At 51.4% G+C, this 17,469-nt stretch carries 11 protein-coding genes and 1 pseudogene; 3 read left to right on the top strand and 9 right to left on the bottom strand.

Features of this window, described 5'->3' with window-relative positions; genetic code table 11:
• Nucleotides 1–208 precede the first annotated feature (208 nt).
• Complete coding sequence (locus tag JMF85_RS07100; protein ID WP_201317966.1) at nt 209–877, bottom strand: hypothetical protein; 669 nt, start codon at nt 875–877, stop codon at nt 209–211.
• Between the two features lie 458 nt (nt 878–1,335).
• On the opposite strand from JMF85_RS07100, the pseudogene JMF85_RS07095 reads away from it, so the two are divergent.
• From JMF85_RS07095 to JMF85_RS07085, 3 genes and pseudogenes are all read left to right on the top strand, one after another.
• Nucleotides 1,336–2,492 (top strand): annotated as a pseudogene (locus tag JMF85_RS07095) (IS110 family RNA-guided transposase).
• Between the two features lie 579 nt (nt 2,493–3,071).
• The gene (locus tag JMF85_RS07090; RefSeq protein ID WP_236595759.1) at nt 3,072–4,070 is read left to right on the top strand and encodes an IS4 family transposase; all 999 of its coding nucleotides are present in this window, start codon (nt 3,072–3,074) and stop codon (nt 4,068–4,070) included.
• Between the two features lie 416 nt (nt 4,071–4,486).
• Complete coding sequence (locus tag JMF85_RS07085; RefSeq protein ID WP_201317965.1) at nt 4,487–6,970, top strand: O-antigen ligase family protein; 2,484 nt, start codon at nt 4,487–4,489, stop codon at nt 6,968–6,970.
• Nucleotides 6,971–7,643: 673 nt separating this feature from the next.
• On the opposite strand, the gene JMF85_RS07080 is transcribed toward JMF85_RS07085, so the two are convergent.
• From JMF85_RS07080 to JMF85_RS07045, 8 genes are all read right to left on the bottom strand, one after another.
• Nucleotides 7,644–10,718 (bottom strand): DEAD/DEAH box helicase, encoded by a 3,075-nt coding sequence (locus JMF85_RS07080; RefSeq protein ID WP_201317964.1) that lies wholly within the window; start codon nt 10,716–10,718, stop codon nt 7,644–7,646.
• Nucleotides 10,718–12,379 (bottom strand): hypothetical protein, encoded by a 1,662-nt coding sequence (locus tag JMF85_RS07075; protein ID WP_201317963.1) that lies wholly within the window; start codon nt 12,377–12,379, stop codon nt 10,718–10,720. The genes JMF85_RS07080 and JMF85_RS07075 overlap by 1 nt, the downstream gene beginning before the upstream one ends.
• A 169-nt stretch (nt 12,380–12,548) precedes the next feature.
• A complete protein-coding gene (gene groL, locus JMF85_RS07070) occupies nt 12,549–14,183 on the bottom strand; it encodes a chaperonin GroEL (protein ID WP_127610442.1) in 1,635 nt (544 codons plus the stop codon).
• Between the two features lie 105 nt (nt 14,184–14,288).
• Nucleotides 14,289–14,567: a co-chaperone GroES gene (gene groES / locus JMF85_RS07065; protein WP_127610444.1), complete on the bottom strand. Its 279-nt coding sequence runs from the start codon at nt 14,565–14,567 to the stop codon at nt 14,289–14,291.
• A gap of 192 nt (nt 14,568–14,759) precedes the next feature.
• Nucleotides 14,760–15,527: a twin-arginine translocase subunit TatC gene (tatC, locus tag JMF85_RS07060; RefSeq protein WP_127610446.1), complete on the bottom strand. Its 768-nt coding sequence runs from the start codon at nt 15,525–15,527 to the stop codon at nt 14,760–14,762.
• 32 nt (nt 15,528–15,559) lie between these two features.
• The gene (locus JMF85_RS07055) at nt 15,560–15,889 is read right to left on the bottom strand and encodes a twin-arginine translocase TatA/TatE family subunit (RefSeq protein ID WP_141336535.1); all 330 of its coding nucleotides are present in this window, start codon (nt 15,887–15,889) and stop codon (nt 15,560–15,562) included.
• A 56-nt stretch (nt 15,890–15,945) separates the two neighbouring features.
• Nucleotides 15,946–16,950 (bottom strand): molybdopterin-binding protein, encoded by a 1,005-nt coding sequence (locus JMF85_RS07050; RefSeq protein WP_054800358.1) that lies wholly within the window; start codon nt 16,948–16,950, stop codon nt 15,946–15,948.
• Nucleotides 16,940–17,440 (bottom strand): MogA/MoaB family molybdenum cofactor biosynthesis protein, encoded by a 501-nt coding sequence (locus JMF85_RS07045; protein ID WP_054800357.1) that lies wholly within the window; start codon nt 17,438–17,440, stop codon nt 16,940–16,942. The genes JMF85_RS07050 and JMF85_RS07045 overlap by 11 nt, the downstream gene beginning before the upstream one ends.
• Nucleotides 17,441–17,469 lie beyond the last annotated feature (29 nt).

Raw genomic sequence — 17,469 nt, 5'->3', positions numbered from 1 at the left:
CCCGTATCGATTTGTATTTTACAAATAGTTTGCTTTCTTCTCCAATTAGATTTAAAGCTTTATTTAATCTTAGTGCGGCCTTACCAGCACCGCCATTATCATGAGTATTTATCTGTGCTATATTCAAGATTATCACCTTCTCTTGTATTTGAAAACCGCACTCTTGATTCAAAAATCTTCTGCTTTCTGCTTATGAACCTACATCCATCTAATTAAAACCAAGTGACGCTAGACATTGTACATATACAGGTGCTATAGAAGGACTATCCAAATGATGATCTGTTGGATTTGAATTCAAAAATCGATCGTCTACTAAATGGGTGACAAGGTTCAGTAAATATCTCTCCGTATCTAGTACTAAGTATCCATGTTTTGCACATAGTTCTCTTAAATAAGAATTATACAATATAGTTAGATCGGTTCTTTCCCGCTGCGAAGCTTTTACCTCTTTTCGCAGGTTTGCAACCTCGCCGAAGGTTTGTCCATCTTTAATGGTTGGAGGATTTGCCGTACATATGATAATTTTTTCAAATCCTAAACGATTGCCCTTCGTTAAAAAGCCGAAATAGTTGTTCAAGCTGATAGCTAGTTGTTCATTCACAGAAATTCCGTACTTCTGAGAACGATACCAAATTTCAAATCCGCAATCAACTTCTCCCAACATGAACAATATATTGTCACTTGTATTGTAACTTTCAAGCTTATCGCTAAAAATATTTAAAGCATCCGAAGTTGAATTGGGATTTACCATTCCTAATGCCGTCCCGCCTGGGGCCTCAGTACAAGTAAATTTAGTTGATCCGAGCAGTCTGTTAATTTCAAGATATTCAAAAATTCTAACGCGACTGTCACCCAAACAATTGATAACTTTCGCCATGAATGTAATCATCCTTTTTTCAAAACATTAACTGATCAACTTTGGCTAATGCGCATGCTTTTTAGTTCCAACATCTTGTCCTGTTATTCCTGTTATTAAAGCTTTCTTCATAAACTATGCTGCCTCCATTTTCGTATTTATTTAATTTTAACAAGAACACTTAGATAATCCTACAATCCATTAAAACAATCATGGCTTTTCCGCCGCACCCCCAACATGAAAGTGGCGTTTAGCGCGGCTCTTTCTCTTCCATACTGAGTAATACTGCGATTGGACAGAAATACGTGACTCTTTTTGGTGGTTCGACTCTGTCCTAAAAACTGTGAGCACTCGTTTTGTGAACAACCCCATGCTGGCTTCGGCACTACACGGCTGAATGATCGCGTACAGAAAAACGGAGACTTCAAACGAATGCGCCAATCGTCAGTACCACTTGATTGGATTGGAGGTAATTGGAGATGGATGTGTTAATTTCTCGTTGTGCCGGACTGGATGTGCATCAAGAAACCATTGTTGCTCGCGTATTGATTGGCGAAGGCGATGAAACACCTCGTGCAGAAATACGGACCTTTCCGACAATGACACGCGATTTGTTTGCTTTGATGTCATGGCTTGAGTCTGAGGGTGTCTCACACATCGCCATGGAGAGTGCCGGTATCTACTGGAAGCCGGTTTACAACATTCTTGAAGGCTACTTTGATATTGCTCTCGCCAATGCGCAGCGAATCATGAATGTTCCGGGACGCAAACCTGATGTTAGCGACGCCGAATGGATCGCCAAGCTTTTGCGGATGGGCCTGATCGAGAAAGGCTTCGTGCCGTCCGAGGATCTCAGGGAACTACGTGATTTGACACGCTTACGCAAGAAACGGGTCGGAAACTTGACCGCTGAGAAAAATCGCATACAAAAGGTGCCAGAAGCCTCAAACGTGAAGCTTGGCACCGTGATTTCGGTTGTGTTCGGCGTATCCGGACGCAACCTCCTTGAGCGATTGATCACGCAAGGCTATGTCGATCCGGACGACATTGAAAAGCGGGTTCATGGCAACATCAAACGCAATGTCGCTCGTGTGGCCGAATCACTCTTCGGTACGTTAAATACGCACCAGATGTTGATGATTCGCAATTGCTGGGAACATATTACCTTTCTTGAGCAATCCATTGCTGCGCTGGATGCAGAGATTGAGGCCCATCTGCAGCCTTACAAGGAAGCGCAACAGTTGATTCAAACAATCCCCGGCGTAAGCGAGGTGACCGCAGCAGTCATCATTGCGGAGATCGGTGTTGATATGGAGCAGTTCCCAACAGCCGCTCATTTAGCATCCTGGGCTGGGGTGGCTCCCGGAAACCATGAGAGCGCCGGTAAAAAAAGTACACGAACACCCCCAAGGGCAACCCGCATGTGAAAACTGCCTTATGTGAAGCAGCATGGGCCGCAACCAAGTCACGAAAATCTCAATTAGCCGTGCGGTTTTGGAAATTGGCATCTCGTCGAGGTAAGAAAAAAGCGTTAATTGCGTTGGCTCGCAAGATTCTCACGATTATTTATATGATGCTGAAGAATAAGACAGCCTATGTGGAAGGCGGACCACCCTCCGCTCAACCTTTAGCTTAATAGTATCGCCAAATTATGATACATCACATACGTAAAAGGGTAATATATATTTACCCCGGGCATCTTTTTGCTATTTTTAACAAACGTTCCCGATTTGCCTGATCTGAGGGGACTAAAAAAACAAATTATTGCGTTTTAAAGATTAATTGTGCAAAATGACTTTCACAGAAAAAATTGTTACAATTATTAAAAATACTGCCGAATCCTGTCAAACGCTATTCTAACAAAGATGTAGTACGAATACTACCCAAAAAAATATACAATTCCGCAGATGACAAGATTTTATCGTAATTTCTGGAGAGCGTGTGTTTGCCCCTTAGATTCATATTCCAAATAAATATTAATAATAGGCGTAACTATTTTGCTATGATTAAGATATATAAGTTTCATTAGTTCTCACTAGCGTTGCATTAATGTTCTCTGAATCTTCATAATATTCTGTGTTATTGATATTTGAACATGAAAAAATCCTTTACAATGGAATAGTCAGCTAGTACCTGTCCATAATCCACTGAAAAGTATTAGCCATGGACAGGGATACTATATTTTCCTCATTTGGTAAATGGATTTCTCCCATTTGTGCGAAAACATTCAAATGCACGGGTAGCACAAGAAGGACAAGATAAGTACGTCAAGAAGCTTACGAGCTACGCTTACTTGAAATTATTCTTGCATGCACAAATTCTACAACGAGCTGGGTTACGTGAGATTGCAGACGATGTGCTGTCTAAAGACTTTCAACAAGAACTCGGTATTCAATCGATATCCGCATCTCAGTTGAGCCGGAAACATAAACAAGTCGATTCTGCATTACTGGAACAAGTGTTTACCGAGCTGGTTTCTCAGATTCGCCAAAGCACCGCTTCCACTTCCTTGCGAAAAGACTTTCGGATCATCGACTCCACTACCATCGGGCTTTGCATACAGAAGTATAAGTGGGCAGAGTTTCGCAAAACCAAGGCCGGTGTGAAACTGCACTTTCGTCTGGCATACATAGACGATGAGACCGTTGTGCCTGAGAAGGTAGTCCTGACCCCGGCGAAGAAAAATGATCGGAGTCAGCTGGAGCACTTAGTCGATGATGTCGGTCTGACTTATGTGTACGACCATGGTTATATCGACTATGCCAAGTTTGATGACTACTGTGACCACGGCATCTTCTTTGTCACACGGACGAAGAAAAACACGGTCACTCGTCCCATTGAATCGTTTTCGTTACTTTCTGACAGCTGCGTGCTCACCGATGAAATGGTTTATGTCGGCACCCCACAGAAGCGAATGGAAAACGTGTTGCGTCTCATCCATACGATAGATTCTGAAGGAAATCCCATAGCCATTCTAACCAACCGCTTTGATCTGAGTCCCGATGAAATCGGTCAGATCTATAGAGATCGTTGGGCGATAGAAACCTTCTTCAAGTGGATGAAGCAGCATGTTCGAATCAAGAGCTTCTACGGGACAAGTGAAAAAGCTGTTATGAACCAGGTATGGATTGCACTCATCGCCTTTTGTCTACTAGTGATGATTAAGCCGGGACCAGGACGAAGCACAGTCTTCTGGAACTCTACCGGTGGTTAAAGGTCTTACTCTGGGATACGGCAACGAAATGGATGGACCGGATTCAATACAAGCCAATTTGCTCATCAGCAGGAAGAAAACGTAAGTCGCAGTAAGAATACGCACAAGTTACTATATGACTTATCTTACACAATTCACCAAATGGACAGGCTACCTCTTAGGGGAGATCGACCTTTTGGCAAACTGATTCAAATACTTGTTCTGAATAGTCTGACTACTGCGTGAGATGAGTTTTATGCAACGTTAGTGATTAGTTCTATAAAAAGGAGAAAACTATGAGCCCTCACATTAAACTTTGAGAGATATGCTTTGCACTAGTACGGAACACTAAAACCCTTTGATATTTCAATCATAGTACATTTATGATAAAATTTTTGTCGTATAACATAGAATTTTAGTTAGATAGGAGCATACCCATGGGCACGAAAAAGCCTCAACCCGGCTATTACAGCGGAACCAAGAAATCAGCTTCAACCTCAACTAGCGCAAACTCAATCCTATTGTGGATCTTACTCGGCATCACTAGTCTCTTCCTCTTCTGGGCTCCGTTCCAGAAAGCATTGTTCAACGGGAACTTCTCCTCTTTTGAAGGACCGATTTTCTCATCACTAGTATGGACGTGCATTATCTTCTTTTTGTTGTCGGTTTTTCTTTTCTATCACTGGAAATTACAAACGCAAGCCGATTTGTTAACGATTGCCGTATGGCTGATCCCCATTTCTTACTTGATTTCGACATTTTCGGCAGCGTCGTCGACTCTTGCTTTTAATTTGTTTTACATCCAAATTATTTATGTGGCATTTTTCTTGCTGGCGTATTATATATCTAACGCGAAATTCGGACTAACCTTTCTTAAATATCTGCTGATCGCATCAGCGTACGTTATTGTGGCCTTCGGTTTGCTGAACTGGCTCGGGCAGAAGGAAGGCGTCTTCCGTTTAGTCAATTGGTTCGCTGCTGACATGGGCCTACTGAAGTATTATGAGCATGCGGTCATGGAGGACTCCAATGGTCCGCGTCTGACTTCTGTGTTCCAGTATGCGAATACATACGCCGGATATTTGATAGCGATCCTTTTGTGCGCCGTTCATATGCTGATGACCTCCAAGCGCTGGTACACGATAGCGTTGCACGCCCTGTTTGTCGTGCCGATCATCATCTCTTTCTTCGTTACGCTGTCCCGCGGCGCCTTAGTTGTGCTGCCGGTCATTGTACTGCTCGTGCTCCCGTTCCTGAAGCTTTATAAGCAAGTAACATACCTGCTTCACTTGCTAATTTCATTTGTTTTATCTTTCATCATCCTGAATCAAGTCACAACCGTAGGCGTGCAGTTATTCAAAACATATGATTCGCAGACGGCTCTGAGCGCTTGGACGAGCCTGATCCTTTGTTCGCTCGGGTATACGGTCCTTGCGGTATTGATTCAATTGTTCGTAGAGCCTTGGTTACAGCGTAAGCTTGATAAGCTGCAAAGCAAGCGTTTCTCCCACATCGGCTTGCCGCTTATTGTTGTGGTTGCAGGAACGATCGGAGCGGTGCTGCTCCTGAACGATACGGGCGTAACAAAGATGCTCCCGGAAAATATCCGTACCCGTATCGAGAACATTAACTTTCAACAGCACAGTGTACTGGAGCGCGGTACATTTTATAAGGACGCCATTAAAGTGTTCGAGGATTATCCTGTTTTTGGCGCCGGGGGCGGGGCTTGGAGCTCGCTCTACGAGAAGTACCAGAACAACCCTTACACCAGCAGACAAGCACACAACTTTTACTTGCAGTACTTGGTAGAAACAGGAATTGTCGGGGGTATTATCTTCATCCTCATCCTTCTGTCCATCTTCTATATTTACATCAGGAACTATTTACGACAGAACGAGGAAGAGCGAGAGCATAGATTTATTTTCTACATCATCGCGATTGGGCTGCTTGTTCACAGTGCACTGGACTTCGACTTAAGTTTCGTATACTTGGGCTTACTCCTTTTTCTCTGCATGGGGGCGATGGTTTCTTCCGATACGTCAGAGGTAAAAGCCGCATGGCTGCAAACACTCGGTACTAAAAAGTGGGCATTCCCATCTATTCTGGTTGTTCTATCGTTTATTTTATTCTTCAATGCCGTACAACTGGTCAGCGCAAACCGCAATTATACAACAACGAAAAATTTACTGGCATCCGGTAATACGGACTTTAATCAACTCATTGCACCTTTGAATCTGGCTTTAGAGCAGCGTCCGACTCAACCGGAATACGTGCTTCAGAAAGTAGCGATTTTATTTCAAGTATACTCGCAGTCCAAGGATGAGAACTATTATAAGGAAGCCGTATCCTTGATCGATCAAGCAAGGGAAAAAGAACCTTTCGATTATTTTTTGATCGAACGAAAGATTCAAAGCTATTTGTTGAAGGATAACCAACAAGAGGCATTAAACCTGGCAAGTGAACAAATTGACAACTTCCCGTGGAAAGTAGCCTTATATGAGAAGGCCATCGATCTGGCCACCCGACTCGGGGCACAAGCCTTCGAGAAGCGGGATCAGCAAAGTCAAGAGCAATACTGGTCCAAGGCAATTGAGCTTTATCATCGATTCGAATCGCAAAAACAAGCGCTAGCCAGCTTGCCTAAAGAGCAGTTGCAAGGGAATGAATTTAGTTTGACCCCTCAAATGGGCTTCTCACTTGGACAAATTTATTACTTACAAAAGAAATATCCGGAATCCGAGAACATGCTCCGCATAGGAGTCAGCGATAACCTTGCAGATGCCTTTACTCGCCAGAACACCAGATGGTACCTGGCCGCGCTGCAAAAGCAGGGCAAGAACGACCAAGCGGTTTACGACAAGCTGGTCGCAGCGGATCCGAATGAGAAGAATGAAGTTCAATTTTTAGTGAATCTCAAATAAATAAGAAAGGAGCTATTCCGACCATAGGATTAGCTCCTTTCTTTTAGTCCTCCCGCCGGGCCACCCGGCTTACGGCTGCGTACAGCTGCTGCCAGGCGGGAGACATACCGCCGATGTGCGGGCTCGCCCCCGCGCCTTCGGCCGCGCTCGCTTCCGGCGCAGCCTTGGAGCGGACCTTGCCGCGCGCGCTGGTGCCGCGGCCCTTGGCTGGCGCCGGAACGCCGGCCGCGGCCGGAGGCGCTGCTGCGTCACCGCTGCTGCTTGCGGTCGCACCGGCTGACGCCGTGTCGACCTGCGTCTTCGGCTGACGTCCGCGGCGCCTTGGGACCGCGCTTGCGTCCGCCTGCTGCGCCGAAGCGGGGCTGGCGGGTGCGGTTGGCCGCTCCTGCGGGCTACTCGCCTCAGGAGCGGGGACTCCGCCGCTTCCCGCTGTCACAGCGGCGGCAGTGCCAGCTTGTGCTCCTTCGATGACGGTTAGCTGGGGTGCACCCTTGCGTTGATGCCGGCGTTCCTTTTCCTTCATCCGTTCGCGTTTACGTTTGGACATTGTTGGTATTGAGCCTCCTATCGTGTACGCAGCCCATTGCCGCTAATCTGTCATTCCACGGGCGATAAGCCGTTTCCGCAAGCTATTTCTCTCATGCTATTCATCATTCGCTGTCTTTTTCCCCCGCTACTTGCCAATCCATTCGCGGCGCAGGGCGAACATGTCCCGCAGCTCATCTGTGGTCATCTCTGTGACCCAATTTTCGCCGGCTCCGACGATTTGCTGACTAAGGCCGAGCTTGCGCTCGATCATCTCATCGATGCGTTCCTCTAACGTGCCGAGGGTGACGAACTTGTGCACCTGCACGTTTTGGGTTTGTCCAATACGGAAGGCGCGGTCGGTGGCCTGGTTCTCTACAGCAGGATTCCACCAACGGTCGAAGTGGAAGACGTGGTTGGCCGCCGTCAGATTGAGTCCCGTTCCTCCCGCCTTCAGCGAGAGGATAAAGATGCCTCCCCCTGTTTCGGCACCAGCTCCCGGTCGCTTCCCTGCCTCTGCAGCTTCCACTCCAGCGCCTATCGGCTTCCCGGCCGATGCGGCCGCCTCTCCCTGAAACCGCGCAATCATCGCATCGCGCTGCTTCTTCGGAACGCCTCCGTGCAGGAAGTAAACGGTCCCGCCCAGCTCCCGCTCCAGGATCGCCTTCAGCATATGGCCCATCCCCACGAACTGGGTGAAAATCAGGCAGCTGTCGCCTTCATCCCGAAGCTCATGAACGAGCTCCAGAAGGCGCTCCACCTTACCGGACCGGTCCTCCCAGGTTGCGGGTCCCGGCTCAGGCTCCTTCAGGAACAGCGCGGGATGGTTGCAAATTTGCTTCAGCTTCGTGAGTGTGGCCAGAATGAGCCCTTTTTTCTCCATACCGGTTAAGGAATCAATGCGATTCATCAAGTCTTGGACGACGTTCTCGTAAAGGCTGGCCTGCTCCAGCGTCAAGGAAACGTACGCCTTCGTCTCGGTTTTATCCGGCAGGTCGAGCTGGATCGCCGGGTCCTTCTTTACGCGTCGCAGCAGGAACGGTCGAATCAGCTTTTGCACCTGCTCCACCAGTTCGGGATCGCCGCCTTTTTCAATCGGATTCACGTACTTGTGAGTAAACGCGCTCAAGCTGCCCAAATACCCCGGATTTATAAAATCAAAAATCGACCACAGCTCAGTCAACCGGTTCTCGATCGGCGTTCCCGTCAGGGCAATCCGGTGGAGCGCGTCGAAGCGGCGGATGGCGGCCGACTGCTTCGTATGCACGTTCTTGATGTTCTGCGCCTCGTCCAGGCCGATGACGTCCCAGACGACGGAAGAGCATTCAGCTTCGTCCAGCTGAGCCAAATTGTACGAGGTGAGAACGAGATCAAAGCCGCTCACAGCCTCGATGAAAGCTTCGCCCTTAGCCCGCTGCGGACCGTAATGCAAATAGACGCGCAGCGTAGGGGCAAACCGTTCCAGCTCCTTCTGCCAGTTGCCGAGCACCGAGGTCGGGCAGATGAGAAGCGCAGGGGCCTGCTTCGCAGCGGCACGGTCATGCGACCTCGCCCCGGCCAAGCTCACCGTCCCGTTCCGGGCGTGGAGCAAGTACGCGATAAACTGGATCGTTTTGCCGAGACCCATATCGTCGGCAAGACATGCGCCCAAGCCGAACTGGCGCAGGAACAGCAGCCACGACACGCCTGCCTTCTGGTAATTGCGCAGGCCCGCCTGGAGCGTAACCGGCGGCTCTACGATCGGGATGCGGCTCATATGCTGCAAGCGTCCGATCAGCTCTGCCATATGGCTGTTAAGCTCCACCTCGATGCGAAGCTCCGTCGTTTCAGCCTCCTGCTGCTCCGCATCGACCGTACCATTGTCCCCGCGACCCGCTCCGAGCAAATGCAGCTCCAGCACCTCCCGGAACGACAGGCCTTGCTTGCCGACTCGCTTCATCGCCTGACGCACCGCCGCAACGAAGGCCGGGTCTAATTGAATCCAGCGGCCGCGGATATAGAGAAGACGCTTCTTCTCCGCCGTCAGGCGGGCGAATTCCTCCTCGGAGAAATCCAGCTCCCCGACGGCGACCTTCCAATCGAATTTCATCAGCTGGTCGGCGCCGAAGAACGATTCGCTTCTGGAACCGACCGACGACTTCAACTGAGCCTTTAACCGAGGCTGTGAGCGCCGCAGCTCCTCCCACCAAACAGGCAGAAAGACGGAAAAACCTGCCTGCAGCAGCTTCAAGCTATCCTCATTCAGAAAACGCCACGCCGCCTCATCCGTCAGCCGTCCTGGCAGCCTGTCCTCGCCGGGCGAACGCTGCTCAAACAGCTCGGGTACGAGACTTTCCGCCCGTTCGAACAAAGCCCCCAGCTTACGTTCAACATGCTTCTCCCAAGCGAAGGGAATGCGGCCTGCAAAACCTTCAGCAAGCGCACGGACAGTGTTCCCGTCCAACTCCCCTTCCACCATCATATTCGGGTCATGCTTGTCCTGAAGCAGCATACGCAGCGTCCAGAAGGAGTCCTCCGAGTTTCCGGCATCGTCCCCTTCCGAATCCATGTTCGGCTCGACCAATTGAAGGCAGATGCGAAAAGGAATCTCGTCCTTCTTCCAGCTAACGGCGGTCAACCATTCCTCTTCATCGAGCGCAAGAGCGGATGGAACCTTCTCCTCGGCGAACGGCGCAGCCGTCAATAACGGCTGTTCCTCACAAAGCTTGTCCCAGGCCTCGCGAACAGCGGGCTCGCTGACGAGCAGCTCCTCCACAGCCTGCGTGAACCAGCGCGATGCGTCAATTCCCTCCGCCAGCAGCTCCTCGTGCAGCTTTGCATACAGCTCCTGCTGCTTATCAGGCAGCAGCGGCTTCCACTCCCGCTTGCCCTCCTGCCACGCGCTCGCTTCCGGCGCGTACCAGCCATGGACCAACGCCTCACGCAGCAAGCTTGCCGCCTGCTGCGCCAGCTTGAGCTTATCCGACCACTCAACAGGCAGATGGAGCGAATTTCCAGGAGCCGCGAAGTAATCCAGCGCATCATAAGGCGACAGGACCAACGACTCCCCGCGGAAGCCGGTTCCTTCCCGGAGCAGCGTTCCATAGAGGCTGCGGGGGTGCCACGCAAACAGCCTCATCCGTAGCTGCGAACCGGACAAAGACAGCTCCGACTCTTCCCACAACAGCCATTCGCCGCTCTCCAGCTGTTCCCCCTCCACCATGACGGCATCAAGATCCAACATTACGCATCCCCCTCTTTCTTCAGCTTGCCCAGCTCCTGCTGAAAGGCCCGGAGTCGCGAATACTTGACGCTGACATGAGACAAGTAACGTTCCCATTGATCCTGCTTCTTCAAGCGGCGGTACAGCGATTCCAGCCTTTTCATCAAACGCACCGCCTTCTTGTAAGAATCCCGGTTTTTCTCGGCAATGAAGCGTTCTATGCCGTGATGAAACCAGGGGAGCAGCAAATCCTTGCGGTTTGTCTCCACCGGCTTATAATCGCTGACGCGCAGATCGAGCGGCGTAATCCCGAGGGCCATATGGATGTCGACCCACTCTTGAAACCGTTCGTGCTGCAGCAAGTAGGCCGAATAATACGGCATACTGCGCGGGATTAAGGCCATGACGGCGCGTTTCCATCGATCTTCCGCGTCCACGTGCGGAAGAACCGTAGCCCAGAGAGAGAAATACGATTCCTCCGCTCCATATCGAATCATGGGGACGAATGGAACCATCCACTCCAACCAGATCATCATCCGTTCCCATTGCCGTTCCGCTGCGAAGCCATGCAGGTAAGGATAAAACAGCATAGGAGATTTATGGTTCAATTGCTCCGCTTTCCGCATCGCCGCCTCATCCTGCCTGTCATGCACATCAAATCCGAGCGACGCCAGAATGTATTGATCCGCTTGTTTCGGTGCTAGCGAATCGCTTCGCAGCGCCCGGTTCAGACGCGTTTTCTCCCGGTCAACCCGATCCTGCCTCCAGAGCAGACCCCACCAGGTGGACGTGTACACATAGGACCAGGGGATCGGGCCGGAAAACGCCGGAAAAGCGTGCGCAGCCAAATAATCGGCCATGCTCTGAAGCCGATCCTCGTACAGTCGGTTGGCCTCGTCCGTATCGATCTCGCCCAATAGTTCGACTAATCTGTCGCAGCACCTTTCGGCGATCTCCTGTCCGCTTTCCGCTGCCGCATAGCTATCGTAATAACCGAGGTACCGATTGCGATTAGCGACAACCTGATCCGCAAGCTGCATCACGAACAAAAGCACCTGAAGCTCGTATAGCAAGCGAAGTGTCGGCTTCCAGTCCGCCCCGGCAAGTCTCATCAGCTTACCCGTCACATGATCGTACATCCCTTGAATGGCTCGAAGATTCGAATAATGTTCGACAGGAAAGGTACTCTCGAAATAACGATACCAATCCTCCGTGTTAGAATTGGGGCTGGGCGCGGCAGCCTTCAAGGGCGCCTTCCCAGCCGCACTCTGGGCGACGGCAAGAGCCGCTTCCGACGCAGCGACTTGCCGCCGCTCGTCGAAGGCCGGCGTAACCACAGACTTGGCCCCCCATCCGCTGCCTCCCGGCATCAAAAGCTTATAGGCATCGAATGCCAGATCCTCTTCCAAAAACAAGAAGGCGAGGGCCGCCAGATGCTCACAAGAGGCTCCCCTCTGGCACGTGCAGGTGCTTGTCTGAAAACCGTCCTTCACCAGCTTCGCATCGCCGCTGCCGCCATTACCGTAAGCTCGGCTCCCTACAGTACCGCCAACCATACCGCCCTCGTCATAACAATCAAAGATCAAGCCCTTGCTATAAAGCTTCCAGCCCTGCTGCAGTATAGGGTAACTGAAATAACGATAGGCAAGCTTCACCCACTCGTTCCACGTTCGCTCCTGCATCCTTGTCCTCCCGTTCCAACCATCGCTGCAAAATAAGTCTAATTATATCACAATATTTACGTCGATTTAGATGCAGGCGCCGCAGTTTTCCGCCGCCGCCCCCAGTCCCACAACGCAAAGAAGCAGCACCCCATAAAGGATGCTGCTTCTCGAGAGCAGGCAGGTCGGATTAGAATCCGCCCATGCCGCCCATACCACCCATGCCGCCCATATCAGGCATAGCAGGTTTGTCTTTTTCCGGTTTGTCTGCGATCACAGCTTCGGTTGTCAAGAACATCGAAGCGACGGACGCAGCGTTTTGCAACGCAGAGCGCGTTACTTTCGCAGGGTCGACGATACCGGCTTCGATCATGTTGACCCATTCGCCGGTAGCGGCGTTGTAGCCGATGCCTACGGATTCTTTCTTCAGGCGCTCAACGATAACGGAGCCTTCTTGACCCGCGTTAGCTGCGATTGTGCGAACAGGCTCTTCCAGAGCGCGCAGAACGATGTTCACGCCCGTTTGCTCGTCGCCGTCAGCCTTCACAGCCGATACAGCTGCGTAGACGTTCACAAGCGCTGTACCGCCGCCTGCAACGATACCTTCTTCAACGGCAGCGCGAGTTGCGTTCAGAGCGTCTTCGATGCGAAGCTTGCGCTCTTTCAGCTCAGTTTCGGTAGCTGCGCCGACTTTCACAACCGCTACGCCGCCGGCCAATTTTGCCAAACGCTCTTGCAGTTTTTCTTTATCGAACTCGGAAGTTGTTTCTTCCAGTTGTGCGCGAATTTGCGATACGCGAGTGCCGATATCCTTCTTGTCGCCGGCGCCGTCCACGATGATCGTGTTTTCTTTCGTCACGCGGATTTGGCGAGCGGAACCGAGTTGGTCCGGAGTCGTCGATTTCAATTCCAGGCCGAGCTCTTCGGTAATCACTTGACCGCCAGTCAAAGCTGCGATATCGCCCAGCATCGCTTTGCGGCGATCGCCGAAGCCAGGAGCTTTAACCGCTACGCAAGTGAACGTACCGCGAAGACGGTTCACAACCAGCGTTGCCAAAGCTTCGCCTTCTACGTCTTCTGCGATGATCAAGAGCTGTTTGCCGGATTGAACAACTTTCTCAAGCACAGGCAGGATCTCTTGAATGTTCGTGATTTTTTTATCAGTGATCAGGATATATGGATTTTCCAGAACGGCTTCCATTTTATCCGTATCCGTAATCATGTAAGGAGAGATGTAGCCGCGGTCGAATTGCATACCTTCAACGACTTCCAGCTCGGTTGCGAAGCCTTTGGACTCTTCTACGGTGATAACGCCGTCTTTGCCCACTTTTTCCATAGCTTCGGCGATCAATTGGCCGACTTCATCGTCAGCAGCGGAGATCGCAGCAACTTGAGCGATGGATTGTTTGCCTTCGATCGGTTTTGCGATGCTGGCAAGCTCGCTGACAGCCGCTTTAACCGCTTTTTCGATCCCTTTGCGGATAACCATCGGGTTAGCGCCTGCCGTTACGTTTTTCAACCCTTCGCGGATCATCGCTTGTGCAAGAACCGTAGCGGTTGTCGTACCGTCGCCGGCAACGTCGTTCGTTTTCGTAGCAACTTCTTTAACGAGCTGTGCGCCCATGTTCTCGAACGCGTCTTCGAGTTCGATTTCTTTGGCGATCGTCACGCCGTCATTGGTGATCAGCGGGCTGCCGAATTTTTTCTCAAGAACGACGTTGCGTCCTTTCGGTCCCAATGTAACTTTTACGGCGTTCGCCAAAGCGTCAACCCCGCGAAGCATCGAACGACGTGCTTCTTCACTAAATTTAATTTCTTTAGCCATGAGTATACCCTCCCGATTGGAAAATGTTTATGGTTAACGATTCGGATATTTTCCTAAGTAGTGGAGCCAAACTTAAGTATATGACGAGGCGCTTTCGAACTTGTCCTACAAGATGGCAAGGACGTCGCTCTCACGCATGATGAGCAGCTCGCGGCCTTCAAATTTAATTTCTGTACCTGCGTATTTGGAGAAAATCACGCGATCGCCTTCTTGCAGCTCAAGCGGAACGCGAACGCCGTCTTTGAGTGCACCGCTGCCGACTGCTACGACTTTACCCTCTTGCGGCTTTTCTTTCGCCGTGTCCGGCAGTACGATACCGCTTGCTGTCGTTTCCTCCTTAGCGATGGCTTCGATAACTACGCGATCACCCAACGGTTTGATCATGAGAAAATAGCCTCCTTTGAAATATGGTACTGAGTTTTTTATTAGCACTCGAACCTCATTAGTGCTAACAACAATTCTTATGATACTCACTTCGCACTCATTTTGCAAGTAGTTTTACAACATTTTTGCACCTTCATCATTGTCTCCTGGGGTCTTTTAAAATATACCGACAGCAAACAACAAAAAAGCCTGTCATTCGACAGGCTTAAGCGCGCTCTCCGCTTCCCACGCTTGATCTTGGAGCTGCTGCTTGCGATAAATCAGCGACGATAAATACACGCTGAACTCGTACAGTATAATCATCGGCAAGGCGACGACAATGGCGGACAGAGCATCCGGCGGCGTAATCATCGTAGCGACGACAACGAGGATCAAGTAGGCGAAGCGGCGCACTTTTTTCAGCAGCTTCGGGTTCAGCAGACGAATCTTGGTCAAGAACATCACGACAATCGGCAGCTCGAACACGAGCGCGATCGGAATCAGGATATTAAACATGAAGGAGAAATATTGCGCGATCCCATAAGTTTCGCTTAGCTGCAAGCTTTGCGCGATCGAGGTCGTGAACAGGAAGGCCATGCGAAATACGACGAAATACCCGAAAGCCAATCCGATCAGAAACATGAGAAAGGCAAACGGCACGAAAATGAGCGACGCTTTGCGCTCCACTTCCCGCAAACCGGGCTTCAGAAATCCCCAAATTTGCAGCAGCGTAAACGGAAGGGTAATCAAAAGCCCTGTGGCCAATGCAAAATTCATATACATCTTAATGGAATCCCACGGGGAAAACACGTTCCAATTAATCGTGTTCGCAGGGGGGATCGTTTTTAAATATGTAATTAACGGCTTCGCCGTGAACAGCCCGATCGCCATCCCGACGATCAGCACGACGACGACCCATATAATCCGCTTGCGAAGCTCGGTTAAATGCTCGACAAGACTCATGCCCTCTTCTTGACTCATCGTTACACCTGCCTTTAACGTTTACGCACCGCTCAATCCGGCAACCGGCGCGGATTGCTGCGGGAATCGGCGGCAATGCGCGGCGGGGTGGCGTCGCCGCTCGGCGCAGATTCGGATGCCGATGCCGCGGGCTTTTCGACGGGCTGCGGCGGTTCAGGGGCAGCCTCATGCTGCGACGGCGTCACGTCTTTACGCTGCGCCTGCTCCGGCTCGTCGTTCAACAGATTTTGCGCCCCTTGCTTAAATTCGCGAATCGCACGGCCGAGCGAGCGGCCGATCTCCGGCAGTTTCGCCGGTCCGAATACAATAAGTGCGATGACGGCGATCAGCAAAAACTCAGAAAATCCGATATTCCCAAACATGGCCTCTCGACCTTTCCTCCAAATTTCAAAGCCCTATGGCGCCAGACACGCCTGTGTCAGCAATGGTGCAAACCGCCGTAACCGAGCTCGGTAATGTCCCGGCGCGTAATCGTTTCACCGGCGCAAATCCGCGGCAGCAGCACATCGAACGACGTATGCGGATCGTGCATGACGCAGCCGGGGAGCCCCATCACCGGCACCCCCTCCAAATAACCGACGAGCAGCATGGAGCCGGGCAGCATCGGCGTCCCGTAGCTGACAATATCGGTTCCCGCCTGCTTGATCGCACCCGGCGTGCGGTCGTCGGGATCGACGGACATGCCGCCGGTCAGCAGGATCAAGTCGGCGCGATCCTCACGCAGAAACCGCAGAATCTCACGCGCGATCGTCTCACTCTCATCCGGCGCCAAGCGCTGCTCGATAACCTCCGAACCGAGCGCCGCTAGCTTCTCCCGTACGACCGGTCCGAATTTATCTTGAATACGGCCTTTGAACACTTCGCTCCCCGTCGTAATCAGGCCCACGCGCAGCGGCCGGAAAGGCTTCACCTCGACAAGCGGGAACGCGGCCGAAGCGGCCGCCCGCTCCGCCTGCTCCACCTTCGCTTCTTCGATCACGAGCGGAATGACCCGCGTGCCCATCAGCGCTTGCCCCGGCTTGACGACGGCGTTCGTGCGAATCGTCGACATGATCACCTGATCGATGTCATTCACCGCGTCGATGCGCGCCTGATCGATTTTGACCAGCCCGTGGATCGTCGACTTTAACGTAATTTTCCCTTCGTGCGGCTCCGTCAATTCCACGTTAGGCCCTTGGGCCGCTTGCGCCAGCCGAAGGGCCGCTTCGTCCTCGTGCAAATACCCGGCTTGCAGCTTCAACGTATAAATATGCTCTTTGCCAATGCTGAGCAGCGCCGGAATGTCCTCTTCGCGGATAACATGGCCCTTCTTGAACAACCGCCCCTTGAATTGACCGGGAATGATCTGCGTAAGATCATGGGCAAGCACCAGCCCGACCGCTTTCTCAACCTCGACTTCTTCCATCATCGAATCAGGCTTCATAGCCATGATCCCCCTCGCGTCCTGTTAAAATCGAAAGCGCATGAGGCAGCTGGTCCATCACGGCGGATAAGTTCTCGGACACGCCCTTCGGGGCGCCTGGTAAATTCACGATGAGCGACTTCCCGCGGATGCCGCAGACGGCCCGGGACAGCATGGCCCGACGCGTCTTCTGCATGGAATACAGCCGCATCGCTTCCGCGAGTCCCGGCACCTGCCGGTCAATCACTTCCAGCGTCGCTTCCGGCGTCACATCCCGGAGTGCCAAACCGGTTCCGCCCGTCGTTAGAATCAGATCGGCTTTAAAGTAATCGGTCATCTCGATCAAGGCGGCCATAATTTCATCCTTCTCATCCGGCACGATCCGATACTCGATGATTTCGCCGTTCATCTCCTCTTCGATTAATTCCCGAATGACCTGCGCACTAGTGTCTTCCCGTTCTCCGCGTGAACCGCGGTCGCTTGCCGTCAAGATCGCCACTTTCCAGCGCATAAGCCTGCTCCTCCCCCTGATTCGTTTCA

The organism is Paenibacillus sp. EPM92 (assembly GCF_016586185.1).
Lineage (GTDB): Bacteria > Bacillota > Bacilli > Paenibacillales > NBRC-103111 > Paenibacillus_G > Paenibacillus_G validus.
The sequence above is the reverse complement of the archived record's forward strand: the minus strand, read 5'-3'. Positions and strand labels throughout refer to the sequence as shown.

What these genes read in the sequence shown, in the direction of transcription:
- groL (WP_127610442.1), bottom strand. Translation starts at nt 14,183, where the DNA reads ATGGCTAAAGAAATTAAATTTAGTGAAGAAGCACGTCGTTCGATGCTT.
- JMF85_RS07100 (WP_201317966.1), bottom strand. Translation starts at nt 877, where the DNA reads ATGGCGAAAGTTATCAATTGTTTGGGTGACAGTCGCGTTAGAATTTTT.
- tatC (WP_127610446.1), bottom strand. Translation starts at nt 15,527, where the DNA reads ATGAGTCAAGAAGAGGGCATGAGTCTTGTCGAGCATTTAACCGAGCTT.
- JMF85_RS07085 (WP_201317965.1), top strand. Translation starts at nt 4,487, where the DNA reads ATGGGCACGAAAAAGCCTCAACCCGGCTATTACAGCGGAACCAAGAAA.
- JMF85_RS07045 (WP_054800357.1), bottom strand. Translation starts at nt 17,440, where the DNA reads ATGCGCTGGAAAGTGGCGATCTTGACGGCAAGCGACCGCGGTTCACGC.
- JMF85_RS07055 (WP_141336535.1), bottom strand. Translation starts at nt 15,889, where the DNA reads ATGTTTGGGAATATCGGATTTTCTGAGTTTTTGCTGATCGCCGTCATC.
- JMF85_RS07050 (WP_054800358.1), bottom strand. Translation starts at nt 16,950, where the DNA reads ATGAAGCCTGATTCGATGATGGAAGAAGTCGAGGTTGAGAAAGCGGTC.
- JMF85_RS07075 (WP_201317963.1), bottom strand. Translation starts at nt 12,379, where the DNA reads ATGCAGGAGCGAACGTGGAACGAGTGGGTGAAGCTTGCCTATCGTTAT.
- JMF85_RS07080 (WP_201317964.1), bottom strand. Translation starts at nt 10,718, where the DNA reads ATGTTGGATCTTGATGCCGTCATGGTGGAGGGGGAACAGCTGGAGAGC.
- groES (WP_127610444.1), bottom strand. Translation starts at nt 14,567, where the DNA reads ATGATCAAACCGTTGGGTGATCGCGTAGTTATCGAAGCCATCGCTAAG.